Source organism: Pseudomonas sp. 8_5_2 (genome assembly GCF_059295255.1).
Window position 1 is genome coordinate 3,959,055 of record NZ_CM181238.1, and the last position, 17,884, is coordinate 3,976,938.

Genomic DNA, 17,884 nt, shown 5'->3' on the forward strand with positions numbered 1-17,884 from the left:
ATTCACCCGCGAAAGGGCCGGTCGCAGCAGCGACAAACGGAACTGTCAGCCTTTCTTCTGGGCAAACAGCGCATCGAGGCTCTGCTCGAAGGCGTGGTAGCCAATGGCATCGTAGAGCTCCATGCGGGTCTGCATGGTGTCGATCACGTTCTTCTGCGTGCCGTCGCGGCGCAGCGCGGTGTACACGTTGTCGGCGGCCTTGTTCATGGCGCGGAACGCCGACAACGGGTACAGCACCAGTGACACGTCGACCGAGGCCAGCTCTTCGGTGGTGTACAGCGGCGTGGCGCCGAACTCGGTGATGTTGGCCAGGATCGGTGCCTTCATCCTGTCGGCAAAAGTCTTGTACATCTGCAGCTCGGTGATGGCTTCCGGGAAGATCATGTCGGCGCCCGCTTCGATGCAGGCGGCGGCGCGGTCCAAGGCGGCGTTCAGGCCTTCGACGGCCAGGGCGTCGGTGCGCGCCATGATCACGAAACTGTCGTCGGTGCGGGCATCGACGGCGGCCTTGATACGGTCGACCATCTCCTGCTGGGTGACGATCTCCTTGTTCGGGCGGTGCCCGCAACGCTTGGCACCAACCTGGTCCTCGATATGGATCGCGGCAGCGCCGAACTTGCACATCGAGCGCACCGTACGGGCAACGTTGAAGGCCGACGCGCCAAAGCCGGTGTCGACGTCCACCAACAGCGGCAGGTCGCACACGTCGGTGATGCGACGCACGTCGGTCAGCACGTCGTCCAGGCCACTGATGCCCAGGTCTGGCAGGCCCAGCGAGCCTGCGGCCACACCGCCGCCGGACAAGTAGATGGCCTTGAAGCCCGCGCGCTTGGCCAGCAGGGCATGGTTGGCATTGATGGCGCCAACCACCTGCAGCGGATGTTCAGCGGCAACGGCATCGCGGAAACGCTGACCGGGGGTGCTCTTCAGAGTCATTTCTCACCTCGTGGGCTGTTGTTGTGGGCGTCCATGTAGTGACGCTCGATATTGCGCTTGGACGCGCCGATGTGGCGGCGCATCAGGAGTTCGGCCAGTTCGCCATCACGGTCGGCAATGGCATCGAGAATGCGGTGGTGCTCGGCAAAGGCCTGGCGCGGCCGGTTGGGCGTAGCGGAGAACTGGATGCGGTACATGCGCACCAGTTGGTAAAGCTCGCCGCAGAGCATCTTGACCAGGGTCTGGTTGCCGCTACCCTGGATGATCCGGTAATGAAAATCGTAGTCGCCTTCCTGCTGGTAGTAGCCCAGGCCGGCCTGGAAGGCGGCATCGCGTTCGTGGGTGTCGAGCACCCGGCGCAATTCGTCGATGTCGGCCTGGCTCATGCGCTCGGCAGCGAGGCGGCAGGCCATGCCCTCCAGCGACTCGCGGATCTCGTACAGCTCGATCAGCTCGGCGTGGTCGAGCGACACTACCCGCGCACCGACATGCGGCACGCGCACCAGCAGGCGCTGGCCTTCGAGGCGGTGGATGGCTTCGCGCAACGGGCCACGGCTGATGCCATAGGTGCGCGCCAGCTCCGGCTCGGAAATCTTGCTGCCGGGGGCGATCTCACCCTTGACGATAGCCGCCTGAATGCGTCGGAAGACGTTTTCGGACAACGTTTCCGTTTCGTCTGTCAGCACCGGGGTGGGGGTAGAAAGGCCCTGCATATTGTCGACACCTTGAAAATCTCTTTGCCAGAAATTAGCGAAAACGGCGGCCGCAGTCAAAGAAAAAATGAATATTGTCGACAATCGTCTAAGGGCGAACTAACGCCACGGTTGCGCTGTCAGATCGCGCACCGCTGGCGTCAAGACGTCGGCGTGATAGAATGCCGCGCCTCCGACGGAGTATGGATAGCCTGTCTGTCATCCAGCCATGATTGTTGACAGATGAACGAGGAAGCTTGCGCAGTAGTTGCCAGTCGCCTTGCCCTGAACCTTGCACAGCACCGCGCCCGGAATATGAGACTTACACCCGTTTTAATGCTGCTATGCCTCACCCTGCTGCCGGCCCTTGGCCAGGCTGCGGGCAAGACCGTGTACGGTCTCAACGAATACGCCCGCCTGGGCGACCTGGACCTGGAAGTGGCGGCCAAGCTCGACACTGGCGCCAAGACCGCCTCGCTCAGTGCCCGCGACATCAAGCGTTTCAAGCGCAACGGCGAAAGCTGGGTGCGCTTCTACCTGGCCATCGATGCCGCCCATTCGCACCCGATCGAGCGCCCGCTGGCCCGCGTGAGCAAGATCAAGCGCCGCGCCGGCGACTATGACGCAGAATCCGGCAAGGCCTACACGGCGCGCCCGGTCATCGAACTGGAAATCTGCATGGGCCAGGCCATGCGCACCATCGAAGTCAACCTCACCGACCGCAGCGCGTTCCAGTTTCCGCTGCTGATCGGCTCCGAGGCGCTCAAGCACTTCGACGCGCTGGTCGACCCAAGCCTTAAATACGCGGCCGGCAAACCTGCCTGTGCCACCGACGCTCCCAAAGCAGAGTAACCCCGATGCGCTCTCTTACCCTCCATCTGAAAGTCCTGATCACCGTACTGGTGTTGCTGGGCGTGGCGGTCACGGCTTATCAGATCTTCTTCCTCGGCATCCCGGTGACCGAGGACGAGACCGACGACCTGTGGAACATCGACGCCAAGGTCGAGTTCGTGGCCAGCACCAAGGACCCGGTCAAGGTGCAGATGTTCGTGCCGCCGCTGAACCGCGACTACGTCAGCCTCAACGAGAGCTTCATCTCCAACAACTACGGGGTCAGCGTCAATCGTGCCGACGGCAACCGCAAGGTGACCTGGTCGGCGCGCCGCGCCAACGGCAACCAGACCCTCTACTACCGCCTGGTGCTGACCAAGCGCTACAGCAACGAGAAGACCACGGTCAAAGGCGCCACATTCCGCGACAGCCTGGCCGTCGAGGGTCCTGAGAAGATCGCCGCCGAGGCCCTGATGGCGCCGATCCGTCAGCACTCCGCCGACGTCGAGACCTTCGTCAGCGAGACCATCAAGCGGGTCAACAACCTCAACGACGACAACGTCAAGCTGCTGCTGGCCGGCGACACCTCGGCCATGAAGAAGGCCCAGGTCATCGACCTGCTGCTGTCCATCGCCCATGTGCCGATGGAGAAAGTGCACACCATTCGCCTGGTCGCCGATACTCCGCAAACCCCGGAACTGTGGCTGCGCAGCTTCAACGGCAACGACTGGCTGTACTTCAACCCGGACACCGGCGAGCAGGGCCTGCCCAGCGACCGCCTGCTGTGGTGGACCGGTGACGACAACCTGATCACCGTCGATGGCGGCAAGAAGGCCAACGTCACCTTCAGCATGAACAACAGCGAGATGAACGCCATCCGCCTGGCCAAGCTGACCGACGAGAACACCGACGCCGACTTCCTCGAGTACTCGCTGTACAGCCTGCCGCTGCAAACCCAGCAAACCTTCATGATCATGGTGATGATCCCGATCGGCGTGCTGGTGATTCTGGTACTGCGCAACCTGATCGGCCTGCAGACCTTGGGTACGTTCACCCCGGTGCTGATCGCCCTGGCCTTCCGCGAGACCCAGCTGGGCTTCGGTATCGTGCTGTTCACGGTGATCACCGCCCTGGGGCTGTCACTGCGATCGTACCTGGAACACCTCAAGCTGCAGATGCTGCCGCGCCTGTCGGTGGTGCTGACCTTCGTCGTGGTACTGATCGCCGCCATCAGCCTGTTCAGCCACAAGCTGGGCCTTGAGCGCGGGTTGTCGGTGGCACTGTTCCCGATGGTGATCCTGACCATGACCATCGAACGCCTGTCGATCACCTGGGAAGAGCGTGGTGGCGGCCATGCCATGAAAGTTGCCATCGGCACCCTGTTCGCCGCCTCCGTGGCGCACCTGCTGATGATGGTGCCGGAGCTGGTCTACTTCGTATTCACCTTCCCGGCGGTGCTGTTGATTCTGGTGGGCTTCATGCTGGCGATGGGTCGCTACCGCGGCTACCGCCTGACCGAGCTGGTGCGCTTCAAGGCATTCCTGAAGAAGGCTGACGCCTGATGTTTGGCCTGATCAAGACGTGGAAAGCCCTGGAGGCCCGGGGCATCATGGGTATCAACCGGCGCAACGCGGACTACGTGTTGAAGTACAACAAGCGCCACCTGTACCCGATCGTCGACGACAAGATCATCACCAAGGAGCGAGCCCTGGCGGCCGGCATCCATGTGCCGGAAATGTACGGCATCATCGAGACCGAAAAAGAGATCGAAAAACTCGACCAGATCATTGGCGGGCGCAACGATTTCGTCATCAAGCCGGCGCAGGGCGCTGGCGGTGACGGCATCCTGGTGATCGCCGACCGCTTCGAGGACCGCTACCGCACGGTGTCGGGCAAGATCATCAGCCACGAGGAAATCGAGCACCAGATCTCCAGCATCCTCACCGGCCTGTACTCGCTGGGCGGCCACCGCGACCGCGCGCTGATCGAGTACCGCGTCACCCCCGACCAGATCTTCAAGAGCATCAGCTACGAAGGCGTGCCGGACATTCGCATCATTGTGCTGATGGGCTACCCGGTCATGGCCATGCTGCGCCTGCCGACCCGCCAGTCCGGGGGCAAGGCCAACCTGCACCAAGGTGCCATCGGCGTGGGTGTCGACCTGGCCACCGGCGTGACCCTGCGCGGTACCTGGCTGAACAACATCATCAGCAAGCACCCGGACACCACCAACGCAGTAGATGGCGTGCAGCTGCCGAACTGGGACGGCTTCATGAAGCTGGCCGCCGGCTGCTACGAGCTGTGCGGCCTGGGCTACATCGGTGTCGACATGGTGCTGGATCAGGAAAAAGGCCCATTGATTCTGGAGCTGAACGCCCGCCCGGGGCTGAACATCCAGATTGCCAACGACTGCGGGCTGACCCAGCGCACCCATGCCGTCGAGGCGCACATCGAAGCGTTGGCCAAGGATGGGGTAACCGAGGATGCCGAGCAGCGGGTACGGGTAGCTCAGGGCTTGTTCGGGCACGTGCCTGGCCGCTGAATTGCCGGGGCTGCTTTGCAGCCCATCGCCGGCAAGCCAGCTCCCACAGGGACCGCATGCCCCTGAGAGCTCCGCCGCACCAGTGGAGCTGGCTTGCCGGCGATGGGCCGCACAGCGGCCCCTCGGGGCAAACACAATGTTGAATGTCGCGCCCAGTGCTAGGCGCTTTTCCTGCACAGGTCTACAATCGCCCTCCTCGCTTTTACATCGCCGTCCACACTGATGCCGACCTGTACGCTCTACCCCCTGCCCTACCAGCCCGACCCTGCCGCCTATTTCGCTCGCCTGCGCCAGGCCCCCGGCGCGATCCTGCTCGACAGCGCCCGCCCCGGCGCCGAGCGCGGCCGCTTCGACCTGCTCAGCGCCTGGCCGCTGCAACAACTGCAAGCGCAACCCGATGAAAGTGGCCGCGTTTTTCTCCAGCGCCTGCGCGCCGGCCTGGCGCAACTGGGCCACGCGCAACTGCCCGAAGGCTGCGAACTACCGTTCGCCGGCGGCCTGATCGGCTACCTGAGCTACGACTTCGGCCGCCGCCTGGAGCAGTTGCCAAGCCTGGCCGTGGACGACCTCGGCCTGCCGGACGCACAGTTGGGGCTGTATGCCTGGGCACTGGTCAGCGACCACCTGTACGGCACCAGCCAACTGGTGTTCCATCCAAGCCTGGCAAGTGAAGAACGCGACCGCCTGATCAATCTGTTCCAAGCCAGCGACCAGACGCAGAGCGGCGCCTTCCGGCTGCTCGCCCCGATGGCGGGCGACCTGCAGCCCGAGCAGTACAAGGCTGCATTCGACCAGGTACAACGCTACATCGAGGCTGGCGACTGCTATCAGATCAACCTTACCCAGCGCTTTCGCGCCCGCTGCCAGGGCGACCCGTGGCAGGCCTACAAGGCACTGCGCCACGCCTGCCCTACGCCGCTCTCGGGCTACCAGCAACTGGCCGACGGCAGCGCCTTGCTGAGCTTTTCTCCCGAGCGTTTCATCCGCGTCAGCCAGGGCCAGGTGGAAACCCGGCCGATCAAGGGCACCCGCCCGCGCGCCAGCGACCCGGGGGAAGACACCCGCAATGCCCAGGAGCTGCTACGCAGCCCCAAGGACCGCTCGGAAAACCTGATGATCGTCGACCTGCTGCGCAACGACCTTGGGCGTACCTGCGAGATCGGCTCGGTGAAGGTACCAGAGCTGTTCAGCCTGGAAAGCTACCCCAATGTGCACCACCTGGTCAGCAGCATCACCGGCCGGCTGGCCCGCGACAAGGACGCCCTGGACCTGATCGGCGATAGCTTCCCCGGCGGCTCGATCACCGGTGCGCCGAAGATCCGCGCCATGCAGATCATCGACCAGCTGGAGCCTGCGCGCCGAGCGCTGTACTGCGGCTCGCTGCTGTATGTGGACGTGCGTGGCGAAATGGACAGCTCGATTGCCATTCGCAGCCTGCTGGTCAAGGACGGGCAGGTCAGCTGTTGGGGTGGCGGTGCAGTAGTGGCCGACTCCGAGTGGCAGGCCGAGTATGAAGAATCGATCGCCAAGGTACGGGTGCTGATGCAGACGCTGCAGGGCCTGTGAGTCCGTCTGGCCCGCGTTTTTTTGTTACCATCACCCCACTACGAGCGCACAGCGCCACAGCCAAGATGGAAACCGCCTGATGAGCCTACCCTTCGACGTCGCCGCCCTGGCCGCGACCTATGCCAACAAGTCCCCGCAGGACATCCTCAAGCTCGCCTTCGAGCACTTTGGCGATGACTTGTGGATTTCCTTCAGCGGCGCCGAGGATGTGGTGCTGGTCGACATGGCCTGGAAGCTGAACAAGCAGGTCAAGGTGTTCAGCCTTGACACCGGCCGCCTGCACCCGGAGACCTACCGGTTCATCGATCAGGTGCGCGAGCAGTACAACCTGCCCATCGAAATCCTCAGCCCCGACCGCGCCAAGCTTGATCCGTTCGTCAAGGAAAAAGGCCTGTTCAGCTTCTACAAGGATGGCCATGGCGAGTGCTGCGGCATCCGCAAGATCGAGCCGCTGCGCCGCAAGCTGTCCACCGTGAGTGCCTGGGCCACCGGCCAGCGCCGCGACCAGAGCCCGGGCACCCGCAGCCAGGTGGCAGCACTGGAAATCGACAGTGCGTTCTCCACGCCTGAACGGACCTTGTACAAGTTCAACCCACTGGCGCAGATGACCAGTGCAGAGGTGTGGGGTTATATCCGGATGCTGGAGCTGCCCTACAACAGCCTGCATGAGCGCGGCTTTATCAGCATTGGCTGCGAGCCATGCACCCGGCCGGTACTGCCGAACCAGCATGAGCGCGAGGGGCGCTGGTGGTGGGAAGAATCTACGCAGAAGGAATGCGGGTTGCACGCGGGCAACCTGATCAGCAAGGCCTGAAATTGTCGGGGGCGCTTCGCGCCCCCCTGCGATTCTGAATCAGTGCACCGGCAGTTCGACACCTGCGAACAACTCTTCCAGTTCCTGCTTGTTGTGGCACTGGATAGCCTTGGCCATTACTTCACGGGTCAGGTGCGGGGCGAACTTCTCGATGAAGTCGCACATGAAACCACGCAGGAAGGTACCACGGCGGAAGCCGATCTTGGTGATGCTGGCCTCGAACAGCTCGCTGGCATCCAGGGCCACCAGATCATTGTCGAGCTTGGCGTCGACGGCCATGCCGGCAACGATACCCACGCCCAGCCCGAGGCGTACGTAGGTCTTGATCACGTCGGCATCCGCCGCCGTAAACACCACTTTCGGCGTCAGGCCGCGGTGGTTGAAGGCTTCGTCCAGCTTCGAGCGACCGGTGAAACCGAAGACGTAGGTCACGATCGGGTATTCGGCGACCGCTTCCAGGGTCAGCTTCGGTAGCTTGGCCAGCGGGTGACCTTGCGGCACCACCACGCAACGGTTCCACTTGTAGCAGGGCATCATGATCAGGTCGCCGAACAGCTCCAGCGCCTCGGTGGCGATGGCGAAGTCGACGGTGCCGTCTGCGGCCATCTCGGCAATCTGCATCGGCGAGCCCTGGTGCATGTGCAAGGACACTTCCGGGTACTGCTTGATGAAGCTGCTGATCACCGGCGGCAAGGCATAGCGCGCCTGGGTGTGGGTGGTGGCGATGGACAGCGTGCCCTTCTTCTCGTTGGAAAATTCCTGGGCGATCTGCTTGATGCTCTCGACCTTGCGCAGGATTTCGCCAGCGGTATTGATGATGCGCTCACCGGCCGGCGTGACGCGGGTCAGGTGCTTGCCGCTGCGGGCAAAAACTTCGACACCCAGCTCGTCTTCGAGCAGGCGGATCTGCTTGCTGATCCCTGGCTGGGAGGTGTACAGGCTTTGCGCCGTCGCGGAGACGTTGAGGTCATGGTGCGCCACTTCCCAGATGTAGCGCAGTTGTTGAAGCTTCATAGATTCCCCTCGGTTCAGCGATGAGTCCGCGGCAGCAGGCAGCGACGATATATAACTATATTAGTGGTTCTGGAAATAAATCTAGAACTATTTTGTTACATACCGCCACAAATGGCCTACGGCCATCTTCATGTTTTCCTACGTCCTAAATGCTGCGCCAACGGCACCATGTACACCGGCACCGTCGACAACTGGAGCAGCCTCACCGCCGTACGCCCCAGCGGCACATCCACCCCGGCGCCGGCGCTGTGGCTACCGAAAATCAGCAGGTCCACACTCAACCGCTGCGCCTGGTCGAGGATCACCTGTGCCGGGTCGCCCTGGCGTACCCGCACCGCCTTGATCACCGCCAGGTCAGCCTCCTCACCCAGCTCTTCACGAAAGTTTTCCAGCACGCGCTGCTCGATATTGGCCATCACCGTGTTTACCCCCTGGCTGTGCAACTGGTCGAGGGTCTGTTCATCGAGGTAACTTTGCAGGAGGGATTCGGCGAACTGGCCCATCGGTTCCACCGCATGGATCACATACAACTCGGCATTGAAAGTACGCGCCAGCGCCAGCGCGTGCTGCATGACAAAAGGGGCGTAGACACCGAGGTCGGTGGCGTACAGCATGGAGCGAATCATTCGACCTCCTCGACTGCCGCTGCGGCAGAGCAAGCTTCAGCTTAGCAGCGCGCCAGCCCCACGCCTGCCCGTCCGGCGCACTGCGGACGCGGGCTGCAGCGCCACCCCGGCGAGCCCGACGCCGCCCTCAGCGGGGCTGTGCAGCGTTATCGATGAAGGCCAGCGCCTGGTACAGCATCTCAATGCGCGGCAAGCTGCAACCTGCCGCCCGCGCCCGGGCCAGCGGCTCGGCATAGATGGCCTGCAGTTCCAGCGGGCGCTTGCAGACATGGTCGTGGTACATGCTTGGCCAGTAGTCGGGCATACGCTCGGTCACCTGGAACAGGTGCTCGGCATAGCCCTCGGGCAATGCATGGCCACACGCCGCCGCGCCAAGTACCACCTCGGCCATCAACGCCTGGATCAAAGCGCGGCTATGCCTGTCGGCCATAAGCGGCGTGGTGCTGGCACCGAGCAGCACCGACAGCCCGTTGTAGGGCACGTTCCACACCAGTTTCTGCCAGCGTGCCAGGGCCAGGTTCGGCATTGCCTGCGAGTCGATGCCCGCCGCCTGGAACAATCCCGCGCCTGCGCTGACCAGCGCAGCACCGCCATCAGCGGCCGGCCCACTGTGATAGCCCAGGTTGATTGCACCCAAGGCCTGGTGGCGGATTACGCCGGGCGCCTGCCGGTTGACACAGATAAAGCACAGGCCACCGAGCAGGTGCATGTCGCTGCGCAGGGCCGGGCGCAGCTGCTCTTCCACGCCCAGGCCATTCTGCAACAGCAGCACCTTGGCGCCAGGCGCAGCCGCTTGCACGATCAACGGTGCCAGCTGGTCGTTGCTGGTGGCCTTTGCACCGATCAGCAACCAGTCGCAGGGCGGCATGTCGGTGGCATCGGCATAGGCCTGCACCTTCATCTGCAGCGCACCGTGCACCGCACTGTCCACGGCCAGCCCGTGCTCACGAACGGCCTGGTAATCGCTGCGCAACAGAAAATGCACATCGAAGCCGGCCCGAGCCAGCATCAACCCATAAAAGCCGCCGATTGCGCCACTGCCGATGATGCCGATGCGCGGTGCGTGCAGATGCATGCCGATCTCCAGGTATAAAGTCAGCCCCCTTTTTACACAGGTTGCGCAGTGCTGGGCAGCCCATGCGTGGCAAACCCGCGCCATCAGGGAAAAACCCCACGCTGACGGGGCAAAGCCCATTGTCGCGCCACCTGTAACGCGCTAAGGTTCTGCTCCCCGCTGCGATTATTCTTGCTGCTGGGCCGCACGGGGATAGTTGGCGGCCGGCACCCGTGACCTGACGAGTAACACGATGGCTGATTTACCGATCGATGACTTGAACGTTGCCTCCAACGAGACCCTGATCACCCCCGATCAGCTCAAGAAGGAAATCCCCCTCAGCGCCAAGGCCCTGCAGACCGTGACTGCCGGCCGTGAAGTGGTGCGCAATATCCTCGACGGCAAGGACCATCGCCTGTTCGTCGTGGTCGGCCCCTGCTCCATCCACGACATCAAGGCTGCCCACGAATACGCCGAGCGCCTGAAGGTGCTGGCCGCAGAAGTGTCCGATACGCTGTACCTGGTCATGCGTGTGTATTTTGAAAAGCCGCGCACCACCGTTGGCTGGAAAGGCCTGATCAACGACCCGTACCTGGATGACTCCTTCAAGATCCAGGATGGCCTGCACATTGGTCGCCAGCTGCTGCTGGACCTGGCCGAGATGGGCCTGCCGACCGCCACCGAGGCGCTCGACCCGATTTCCCCGCAATACCTGCAAGACCTGATCAGTTGGTCGGCGATCGGCGCCCGCACCACCGAATCGCAAACCCACCGCGAGATGGCCTCGGGCCTGTCCTCGGCGGTCGGCTTCAAGAACGGCACCGACGGCGGCCTGACCGTTGCCATCAACGCCCTGCAGTCGGTTTCCAAACCGCACCGCTTCCTGGGTATCAACCAGGAAGGCGGCGTGTCGATCGTCACCACCAAAGGCAACCCGTACGGCCACGTGGTATTGCGCGGCGGTAACGGCAAGCCGAACTACGACTCGGTCAGCGTCGCCCTGTGCGAACAGGACCTGGCCAAGGCCAAAATCAAGGCCAACATCATGGTCGATTGCAGCCACGCCAACTCCAACAAGGATCCGGCGTTGCAACCACTGGTGATGGAGAACGTTGCCAACCAGATCCTCGAAGGCAACCAGTCGATCATCGGCCTGATGGTCGAGAGCCACCTGAACTGGGGCTGCCAGTCGATTCCGAAAGACTTGAACGAACTGCAGTACGGTGTTTCCATCACCGACTCGTGCATCGACTGGTCCGCGACCGAAAAGACCCTGCGCAGCATGCATGCCAAGCTCAAGGATGTGCTGCCGCAGCGTAAACGCGGCTGAATAAAAAGCGGGGCCGCAACGCGGCCCCGCTTTTTATTTCAAATCCGGAATTACCGATTCAAGCCTTGCTCGAATGCCGCTGCTGGCGCTCCATGTAGCGCTCTACATAGGAGCATGACGGGATCACCGTGTAACCCATCTGCTCGGCGTATTCCAGCGCCCGCTCGGTCAATGCGGCAGCGATTCCGCGGCCGCGCAAGGCATTGGGCACGAAGGTGCGATAGATATCCAGCGTCTGCTTGCCCAGATCCATATACGTCAGATAGGCACGATGACCGTCCACGGTGGTCTCGAACTGATGACCGGCCTGGTCATGGTGGATGGTCAGCGCTTCGCTCATCACTACTCCTCGCAGGTCTTCTCGGCAGACCCATACCTTAACCGATGGTGATTTATCCGGCACAGAATCCTCTACGCCACCTGTTGCCCCTTCGACCACTCAACGATTGCAATGGTTCGGATCTGCGGCACTGACAAGATAGTAGGCGCCGCAAGCGTGATTGCTCAAGGTGGCAGCGCTTAAAAATGGCGAAAACGCCATCAGCACTGATCTTCCCTGCGCGCGCAACAGCCGCCGGATGTTGTAGGGCTTAAGACGCTGAAGGACAGTTAAAGTCACCCTTAGTTCAACAAAAAAGTTTCTGTACTACAAGCGCTTGCGAACCCTGCACGATTTTTTCACAGCGGAGTAGCAAATCTTGTCGGCGCGACGTCAAGCAACATTTTTTTTGCAGTTCTTGCGCTGAGTCAGTTTACTTACTACAAGTAATGGGTACTATGTACGCCGGCCAGTTTCTCTTTTCCGAGAGATGGCTATTTAATAGAAAGTCCTTGAAGGGGAACACGATGAACAACGTTCTGAAATTCTCTGCTCTGGCTCTGGCCGCAGTTCTGGCTACCGGTTGCAGCAGCGTATCCAAAGAAACCGAAGCTCGTCTGACTGCGACTGAAGACGCAGCAGCTCGCGCTCAAGCTCGTGCAGACGAAGCCTACCGTAAGGCTGACGACGCACTGGCTGCCGCTCAGAAGGCTCAGCAGACCGCTGACGAAGCCAACGAGCGCGCTCTGCGTATGCTGGACAAAGCCAGCCGCAAGTAATAATCCTCACGGATTGTTATGAAGCCGACCCACTTGTGGGTCGGCTTTTTTATTGCCTGCGCAACACCCGGATGCACCGGCCAGATACGAAAAGGCCTGCACTAAGGCAGGCCCGGATGTGTCGCAAAAAACCTTACTGCAGTTCTGCCGGGATGCTCGAAACCATCGGCGCGCCACCCTGGTTTTCCACCGGCACGGCAATCTCGACTGGCATGCCGTCTTCTGCAGCCACCACGTCACGCACCATGTCCCAGTTCATGCGCAGGTTATTGGCCAGGTCTTCGCGCTTGAGCAAGGCGTTGATAACAGCGGTGTGCTTGTCGACCACCGACGGGTTGCCCTGGTCATCCAGCGGCGTGTGCGCTTCCAGATAGACCTTGCCAGCGCTGATGCCGAACTTGTACGGCTCGTTGATGATGCGCACCGGCGTACCGACCGGCACCATCTTCGACAGTTCCAGCACGTTGTTGTTGAGCATGCGGAAGCAACCGTGGCTGGTACGCATGCCAATGCCGAACTTCTTGTTCGAGCCATGGATCAGGTAGCCCGGCACGCCCAGGGTGAACTTGAACGGCCCCAGCGGGTTGTCCGGGCCGGCCGGCACCACGGTCGGCAGGATGTCACCCTCTGCGGCGTGCTCGGCACGGATCGACGCAGGCGGCGTCCAGGTAGGGTTCGGGGTCTTCGCGGTAATCTTGGTATTGGCGATCGGCGAACCCCAACCCTCGCGCCCAATGCCCAGCGGGAAGGTATGCACCACGCTCTGCCCTTTCGGGTAGTAGTACAGGCGGTACTCGGCCAGGTTGATGACCACGCCTTCACGTGGCCCCGGAGGCAGGACGTAGCGGGTCGGCAGGATGATTTCGGTGCCCGCGCCTGGCAGCCAGGGGTCGACCCCAGGGTTGGCGGCGATCATTTCCAGGTAGCCAAGGTCGTTGGCAGTGCCGATGTCGGCGAAGGTATCTTCGTACTTCGCCTTGATCACCTGCACCTGGCCGACGATGTCTTCACCGGGCGGTGGCAGTGGCAGCTCCAGCGCAGCAGCGGGGCCCGCTACCAGCAGAGCGGCCAGGGACAGGCTACGGGTGACGGCAGGAAAGCGCGGCAACATCCGGTAAATCCTTCGAAAGGTGGGTCAAGAGGATCGATTGTACACCCGCACCGATGCAAGCGGGAGGCATTGGCGCATTGCAAGCGTTTCAGATGATGAAAGGTGCCTGTCGTTCAGTTGCCGTGCAGCTCTGGCCAGACCGGGCGCATGCCGCGTCGTTGAGCATCGAGGATGGCACGGCACAGGTCACACAGGCGGCCATCGCGATAGATCGAGCGTGACACCCCCGACCAGCGCGGCTGCGCTGGCAGCAGGCCACCGCACAAGGTACGGTCGACAGGCACACCCAGCTCAAGCTGACGGGCCACCAGGTGAACGCGGATTTCCTGGCAGGCGAACAGGTCGAGCTGCTCGTCGGGCTCGATCAGTTGGTAGGCAAACAGGGACCAGGCAGGGCGCGGCATCGGGGGCACTCGAAACGGGGGGCGCAACATTATCCGAAAGCCGCCCTCGTTAAAAGCGTCACAGCAAGGGTTTTATCGCCGGCCAGGCATTTTCCAGCAAGCGCTGCTGGGCACCCTGGGCCGGATGGATACCATCGGCCTGCATCAATTCCGGCACGCCGCCCACGCCTTCCAGGAAAAACGGCACCAGGGGCACCTGCTTGTCCGCTGCCAGCTGCTCATACACCTTGGCAAACGCCGTGGTATAGCGCACCCCGTAATTGGGCGGCAGGCGCATGCCCAGCAACACTACCTTGGCGCCGGCCTGGCGCGCGCTTTCAATCATCGAGGCAAGATTTTGTTGCAATTGCGCGGGCGGCTGCCCGCGCAGCCCATCGTTGCCGCCCAGTTCCAGCACTACCAGGCTTGGTTTATGCGCTGCAAGCAGCGCCGGCAACCGCGCCTGGCCACCTGCGCTGGTGTCGCCGCTGATCGAGGCATTGACCACTTTTTCATCGAAACCTTCATCGCGCAGCCGGGTCTGCAACAGAGAGACCCAGCCCTGGCGGGTATCCAGGCCAAAACCGGCGCTGATACTATCGCCCACAACCAGCAGTGTTCCCGCCACCGCGCTCTGGGCCAGGCAATACAAGGCCAGACCGGCACTCAACCACCACACTCGCATCGGATTCTCCATGGGCCCCAGCATTCTCGTTGCGCAGCACCTTAGCAAAGTGGTCCCCAGCGCGGAAGGTGACCTGACCATCCTTCATGCGCTCTCGCTCGACCTGGCCCAGGGCGACAGCCTGGCCATCGTCGGTGCGTCGGGCTCAGGCAAGTCGACCCTGCTTGGCCTGCTCGCCGGCCTCGACCAGCCCAGCGCCGGCAAGGTCATCCTGGCCGGCCACGAACTGGGGCCGCTGGATGAAGACCAGCGCGCCCGCGTACGCGCCGAACATGTCGGCTTCGTGTTCCAGTCGTTCCAGCTGCTCGACAGCCTCAATGCACTTGAAAACGTCATGCTGCCACTGGAGCTGGACGGCCGCCGCGACGCCCGCGAACACGCCCGCACCCTGCTCGAACGCGTCGGCCTGGGCCAGCGCCTGAGCCACACGCCGCGCCAGCTGTCGGGGGGCGAACAGCAGCGGGTGGCCATCGCCCGCGCCTTCGCCGCGCAGCCAGCGGTACTGTTCGCCGACGAACCCACCGGCAACCTCGACAGCCACACCGGTGAGCGCATCAGCGATTTGCTGTTCGAGCTGAACAAGGAGCGCGGCACCACCCTGGTACTGGTCACCCACGATGAACGCCTGGCCCGGCGCTGCCGGCGCCAGATTCGCCTGGACGCAGGCCGCCTTGTGGCGCCGGTGGTGGCCTGATGAAGCACATGCCACTGTCCCGCCTGTGCGGCCTGGCGCTGCGCCAGTTGCTGCGCGACATTCGCGCCAGCGAAGTGCGCGTGCTGTTCTTCGCCTTGCTGGTCGCGGTGGCGGCCAGCACCGCGATCGGCTATTTCGGCGCCCGCCTCAATGGCGCCATGCAGCTGCGCGCCAGCGAGTTCCTCGGCGCCGACCTGGTGCTGCAGGGCAGCGCTGCAGCTCGCGAACAGCAGCTTGATGCCGGCAAGGCGCTTGGCTTGCGCCACGCCCAGGTGGTCGAGTTCACCAGCGTTGTGGGCGGTGACAATGGCATCCAGCTGTCCAGCGTCAAGGCGGCGGATGGCGCCTACCCATTGCGCGGGCAAGTGCGCAGCGCGCCGGCACCCTACGCCAAGGAAACCCCAGGCGGCGGCCCGGCACCGGGCGAGGCATGGGTCGAACCGCGCCTGCTGGCGGCACTGGGGCTGTCGGTAGGTGACAGCATCGACGTGGGCCTGAAGACCCTGCGCATGAGCCGCGTGCTGACCTACGAACCGGACCGTGCCAACAATTTCTACAGCCTTACCCCACGGGTGATGATGAACCTGGCTGACCTGGAGGCCACCGGCGTTATCCAGCCGGGCAGCCGGGTTACCTACCGTGACCTGTGGCGCGGCGATACCGAGGCGCTGGCCAGGTACCGCCAGGCCGTGGAAAAAGACCTCGCCGCCAACCAGCGCCTGCGTGACACCCGCGATGGCAACCAGCAGATTGGCGGAGCCTTGGGCAAAGCCGAACGCTACCTGAACATGGCCAGCCTGGTGGCCGTGCTGCTGGCCGGGGTCGCCGTGGCCTTGTCGGCCAGCCGTTATGCTGCACGCCGCCTGGACGCCAGCGCTCTGCTGCGCTGCCTGGGCCTCTCGCGTCGCCAGGCGCTGGGCCTGTACTGCCTTCAACTGGCCATGCTCGGGCTGGTCGCAGCGCTGGCCGGCGCCCTGCTCGGCTGGCTGGCCCAGCTGGGCCTGTTCCGCCTGTTGCACGGCCTGCTGCCCAGCGAGATACCCGCTGGCGGCATCGTCCCCGCCCTGGCCGGTATCGGTACCGGGCTGGTGGCCCTGGCCGGCTTCGCCTTGCCGCCCATTGCCGCACTGGGGCAAGTACCACCGCTGCGGGTGCTGCGCCGCGACCTGCTGCCAATTCCGCCCAGCAGCTGGGTGGTGTATGGCGCCGCCCTGTTTGCCCTGGGCCTGATCATGTGGCGCCTGAGCCTTGATCTGCTGCTCACCTTCGCCCTGCTGGGGGGGGGCCTGGTCGCCGCGCTGCTGCTCGGCGGGCTGCTGCTGCTCGGCTTGCGCAGCCTGCGCCAGCTGTTGGCCGGCGCCCCACTGGCCTGGCGCCTGGGGCTGGGCCAACTGCTACGCCACCCTACGGCCGCCGCCGGCCAGGCCCTCGCCTTCGGGCTGATCCTGCTGGCCATGGCACTGGTCGCCCTGCTGCGCGCCGAACTGCTGGACACCTGGCAAGCGCAACTACCCAAGGATGCGCCCAACCACTTCGCCCTGAACATTCTGCCGGATGACCGCGAGCCGTTTGCCCAGCGCCTGCACCAGGTCAACGCCGCCTCCGCCCCCTTGTACCCGGTAACCCCCGGCCGCCTGGTGCAAATCAACGATCAACCGGTGCAACAGCTGGTCAGCAAGGATTCGGCGGGCGAGCGCGCGGTGCAGCGCGACCTCAGCCTGACCTGGGCCGCCGAGCTGCCGGCTGGCAACGCCCTCACCGCCGGCAACTGGTGGCAGGCGCTGCCATCAGGCGAGGAGACTCCCGGTGTGTCGGTAGAGGCGGAGCTGGCCCGCAGCCTTGAAGTCCAGCTGGGTGACGTGCTGACTTTCGACATCGGCGGCCAGCAACGCCAGGCACGGGTCAGCAGTCTGCGCAGCGTGCACTGGGACAGCTTCCAGCCGAACTTTTACATGATCTTCCAGCCCGGCACGCTGCAGGGGCTGCCGACCACCTACCTGACCAGCTTCTACCTGGCGCCGGGGCATGACGTGGACGTGGTGGCGCTGTCGCGGGCGTTCCCGGCGGTGACCATTCTGCAAGTGGATGCGCTGCTCGATCAGTTGCGCAGCATCCTCGCCCAGGTGACGTTGGCCGTCGAATACGTATTGCTGTTCGTGCTGGCGGCCGGGCTGGCGGTGCTGTTCGCCGGCCTCCAGGCAACGCTGGACGAACGCATTCGCCAGGGCGCACTGTTGCGCGCGCTGGGGGCGGCACGGCCATTGCTGGTCAAGGCCAGGCGTATCGAGTTCGGTTTGCTGGGCGCGGCCAGCGGGCTGTTGGCTGCCGTGGGCTGTGAGCTGATTACCCTGGTGCTGTACCGCTATGCCTTCGACCTGCAATGGAGCCCACATCCGTGGTTGCTGGTACTGCCATTGGCAGGAGCGCTGCTGGTGGGTGGTGCGGGGGTGCTGGGCACGCGACGGGCGCTGAATGCCAGCCCGCTGGCGGTGTTGCGGGAAAGTTGAG

At 63.4% G+C, this 17,884-nt stretch carries 18 protein-coding genes; 9 read left to right on the plus strand and 9 right to left on the minus strand.

The window, feature by feature from the left end:
- Positions 1 to 45: 45 nt before the first annotated feature.
- Together prpB and AC5O5R_RS18190 are read right to left on the minus strand one after the other, a co-directional pair.
- Positions 46 to 936 carry a methylisocitrate lyase gene (gene prpB / locus AC5O5R_RS18185; RefSeq protein WP_172228871.1) on the minus strand — a complete coding sequence of 297 codons (891 nt, stop codon included), beginning with the start codon at positions 934 to 936 and terminating at the stop codon, positions 46 to 48.
- Positions 933 to 1,649: a GntR family transcriptional regulator gene (locus AC5O5R_RS18190; RefSeq protein WP_172228873.1), complete on the minus strand. Its 717-nt coding sequence runs from the start codon at positions 1,647 to 1,649 to the stop codon at positions 933 to 935. Before AC5O5R_RS18190 ends, prpB begins: the two co-directional genes overlap by 4 nt.
- A 294-nt stretch (positions 1,650 to 1,943) precedes the next feature.
- On the opposite strand from AC5O5R_RS18190, the gene rloA reads away from it, so the two are divergent.
- The 5 genes from rloA to AC5O5R_RS18215 all read left to right on the plus strand — a co-directional run bounded on the left by rloA (position 1,944) and on the right by AC5O5R_RS18215 (position 7,381).
- Positions 1,944 to 2,480, plus strand: a complete 537-nt coding sequence (rloA, locus tag AC5O5R_RS18195; protein WP_019470703.1) for a retropepsin-like aspartic peptidase RloA — start codon at positions 1,944 to 1,946, stop codon at positions 2,478 to 2,480.
- Positions 2,481 to 2,485: 5 nt separating this feature from the next.
- On the plus strand, positions 2,486 to 4,021 hold the full coding sequence (gene rloB / locus AC5O5R_RS18200) for an osmotic stress tolerance membrane protein RloB (protein ID WP_172228875.1): 1,536 nt from the start codon (positions 2,486 to 2,488) through the stop codon (positions 4,019 to 4,021).
- On the plus strand, positions 4,021 to 5,001 hold the full coding sequence (locus AC5O5R_RS18205; RefSeq protein WP_172228877.1) for an alpha-L-glutamate ligase-like protein: 981 nt from the start codon (positions 4,021 to 4,023) through the stop codon (positions 4,999 to 5,001). Before rloB ends, AC5O5R_RS18205 begins: the two co-directional genes overlap by 1 nt.
- A gap of 222 nt (positions 5,002 to 5,223) precedes the next feature.
- On the plus strand, positions 5,224 to 6,567 hold the full coding sequence (gene pabB, locus AC5O5R_RS18210; protein WP_172228879.1) for an aminodeoxychorismate synthase component I: 1,344 nt from the start codon (positions 5,224 to 5,226) through the stop codon (positions 6,565 to 6,567).
- Between the two features lie 79 nt (positions 6,568 to 6,646).
- Positions 6,647 to 7,381: a phosphoadenylyl-sulfate reductase gene (locus AC5O5R_RS18215; protein ID WP_172233260.1), complete on the plus strand. Its 735-nt coding sequence runs from the start codon at positions 6,647 to 6,649 to the stop codon at positions 7,379 to 7,381.
- Positions 7,382 to 7,420: 39 nt separating this feature from the next.
- Here the strand turns inward: AC5O5R_RS18215 and cysB are convergent, their stop codons facing one another.
- The 3 genes from cysB to AC5O5R_RS18230 form a co-directional block, all read right to left on the minus strand.
- Positions 7,421 to 8,395, minus strand: coding sequence for an HTH-type transcriptional regulator CysB (gene cysB / locus AC5O5R_RS18220; protein WP_016485905.1), 975 nt, complete (start codon positions 8,393 to 8,395; stop codon positions 7,421 to 7,423).
- 128 nt (positions 8,396 to 8,523) lie between these two features.
- Positions 8,524 to 9,021: a universal stress protein gene (locus tag AC5O5R_RS18225; protein ID WP_172233833.1), complete on the minus strand. Its 498-nt coding sequence runs from the start codon at positions 9,019 to 9,021 to the stop codon at positions 8,524 to 8,526.
- 127 nt (positions 9,022 to 9,148) lie between these two features.
- Positions 9,149 to 10,096: a putative 2-dehydropantoate 2-reductase gene (locus AC5O5R_RS18230; protein WP_172233424.1), complete on the minus strand. Its 948-nt coding sequence runs from the start codon at positions 10,094 to 10,096 to the stop codon at positions 9,149 to 9,151.
- A 232-nt stretch (positions 10,097 to 10,328) separates the two neighbouring features.
- On the opposite strand from AC5O5R_RS18230, the gene AC5O5R_RS18235 reads away from it, so the two are divergent.
- Positions 10,329 to 11,405, plus strand: coding sequence for a 3-deoxy-7-phosphoheptulonate synthase (locus tag AC5O5R_RS18235; RefSeq protein ID WP_172285672.1), 1,077 nt, complete (start codon positions 10,329 to 10,331; stop codon positions 11,403 to 11,405).
- Positions 11,406 to 11,463: 58 nt separating this feature from the next.
- Here AC5O5R_RS18235 and AC5O5R_RS18240 read toward each other — a convergent pair whose 3' ends face one another.
- Positions 11,464 to 11,745 (minus strand): GNAT family N-acetyltransferase, encoded by a 282-nt coding sequence (locus AC5O5R_RS18240; protein ID WP_016500542.1) that lies wholly within the window; start codon positions 11,743 to 11,745, stop codon positions 11,464 to 11,466.
- 506 nt (positions 11,746 to 12,251) lie between these two features.
- Between AC5O5R_RS18240 and oprI the strand changes: the two genes are divergently transcribed.
- Positions 12,252 to 12,503: an outer membrane lipoprotei OprI gene (gene oprI / locus AC5O5R_RS18245; protein WP_003259780.1), complete on the plus strand. Its 252-nt coding sequence runs from the start codon at positions 12,252 to 12,254 to the stop codon at positions 12,501 to 12,503.
- 133 nt (positions 12,504 to 12,636) lie between these two features.
- Here the strand turns inward: oprI and AC5O5R_RS18250 are convergent, their stop codons facing one another.
- The 3 genes from AC5O5R_RS18250 to AC5O5R_RS18260 form a co-directional block, all read right to left on the minus strand.
- Entirely contained in the window at positions 12,637 to 13,614 is a 978-nt protein-coding gene (locus AC5O5R_RS18250; RefSeq protein WP_172231733.1) for a L,D-transpeptidase family protein, read from the minus strand.
- 113 nt (positions 13,615 to 13,727) lie between these two features.
- Positions 13,728 to 14,018, minus strand: a complete 291-nt coding sequence (locus tag AC5O5R_RS18255) for a hypothetical protein (protein WP_172231730.1) — start codon at positions 14,016 to 14,018, stop codon at positions 13,728 to 13,730.
- A 58-nt stretch (positions 14,019 to 14,076) separates the two neighbouring features.
- Positions 14,077 to 14,682, minus strand: coding sequence for an arylesterase (locus tag AC5O5R_RS18260; protein ID WP_172231727.1), 606 nt, complete (start codon positions 14,680 to 14,682; stop codon positions 14,077 to 14,079).
- Between the two features lie 10 nt (positions 14,683 to 14,692).
- Here AC5O5R_RS18260 and AC5O5R_RS18265 point away from each other — a divergent pair, with 10 nt between their 5' ends.
- Both AC5O5R_RS18265 and AC5O5R_RS18270 read left to right on the plus strand, forming a co-directional pair.
- A complete protein-coding gene (locus tag AC5O5R_RS18265; RefSeq protein WP_172285674.1) occupies positions 14,693 to 15,376 on the plus strand; it encodes an ABC transporter ATP-binding protein in 684 nt (227 codons plus the stop codon).
- Entirely contained in the window at positions 15,376 to 17,883 is a 2,508-nt protein-coding gene (locus AC5O5R_RS18270; RefSeq protein WP_494514636.1) for an ABC transporter permease, read from the plus strand. Before AC5O5R_RS18265 ends, AC5O5R_RS18270 begins: the two co-directional genes overlap by 1 nt.
- Position 17,884: the final 1 nt, after the last annotated feature.

Excerpts from the sequence above, each read along its gene's own strand:
- prpB (WP_172228871.1), bottom strand. The coding sequence starts at position 936 with ATGACTCTGAAGAGCACCCCCGGTCAGCGTTTCCGCGATGCCGTTGCC.
- AC5O5R_RS18190 (WP_172228873.1), bottom strand. The coding sequence starts at position 1,649 with ATGCAGGGCCTTTCTACCCCCACCCCGGTGCTGACAGACGAAACGGAA.
- rloA (WP_019470703.1), top strand. The coding sequence starts at position 1,944 with ATGAGACTTACACCCGTTTTAATGCTGCTATGCCTCACCCTGCTGCCG.
- rloB (WP_172228875.1), top strand. The coding sequence starts at position 2,486 with ATGCGCTCTCTTACCCTCCATCTGAAAGTCCTGATCACCGTACTGGTG.
- AC5O5R_RS18205 (WP_172228877.1), top strand. The coding sequence starts at position 4,021 with ATGTTTGGCCTGATCAAGACGTGGAAAGCCCTGGAGGCCCGGGGCATC.
- pabB (WP_172228879.1), top strand. The coding sequence starts at position 5,224 with ATGCCGACCTGTACGCTCTACCCCCTGCCCTACCAGCCCGACCCTGCC.
- AC5O5R_RS18215 (WP_172233260.1), top strand. The coding sequence starts at position 6,647 with ATGAGCCTACCCTTCGACGTCGCCGCCCTGGCCGCGACCTATGCCAAC.
- cysB (WP_016485905.1), bottom strand. The coding sequence starts at position 8,395 with ATGAAGCTTCAACAACTGCGCTACATCTGGGAAGTGGCGCACCATGAC.
- AC5O5R_RS18225 (WP_172233833.1), bottom strand. The coding sequence starts at position 9,021 with ATGATTCGCTCCATGCTGTACGCCACCGACCTCGGTGTCTACGCCCCT.
- AC5O5R_RS18230 (WP_172233424.1), bottom strand. The coding sequence starts at position 10,096 with ATGCATCTGCACGCACCGCGCATCGGCATCATCGGCAGTGGCGCAATC.
- AC5O5R_RS18235 (WP_172285672.1), top strand. The coding sequence starts at position 10,329 with ATGGCTGATTTACCGATCGATGACTTGAACGTTGCCTCCAACGAGACC.
- AC5O5R_RS18240 (WP_016500542.1), bottom strand. The coding sequence starts at position 11,745 with ATGAGCGAAGCGCTGACCATCCACCATGACCAGGCCGGTCATCAGTTC.
- oprI (WP_003259780.1), top strand. The coding sequence starts at position 12,252 with ATGAACAACGTTCTGAAATTCTCTGCTCTGGCTCTGGCCGCAGTTCTG.
- AC5O5R_RS18250 (WP_172231733.1), bottom strand. The coding sequence starts at position 13,614 with ATGTTGCCGCGCTTTCCTGCCGTCACCCGTAGCCTGTCCCTGGCCGCT.
- AC5O5R_RS18255 (WP_172231730.1), bottom strand. The coding sequence starts at position 14,018 with ATGCCGCGCCCTGCCTGGTCCCTGTTTGCCTACCAACTGATCGAGCCC.
- AC5O5R_RS18260 (WP_172231727.1), bottom strand. The coding sequence starts at position 14,682 with ATGCGAGTGTGGTGGTTGAGTGCCGGTCTGGCCTTGTATTGCCTGGCC.
- AC5O5R_RS18265 (WP_172285674.1), top strand. The coding sequence starts at position 14,693 with ATGGGCCCCAGCATTCTCGTTGCGCAGCACCTTAGCAAAGTGGTCCCC.
- AC5O5R_RS18270 (WP_494514636.1), top strand. The coding sequence starts at position 15,376 with ATGAAGCACATGCCACTGTCCCGCCTGTGCGGCCTGGCGCTGCGCCAG.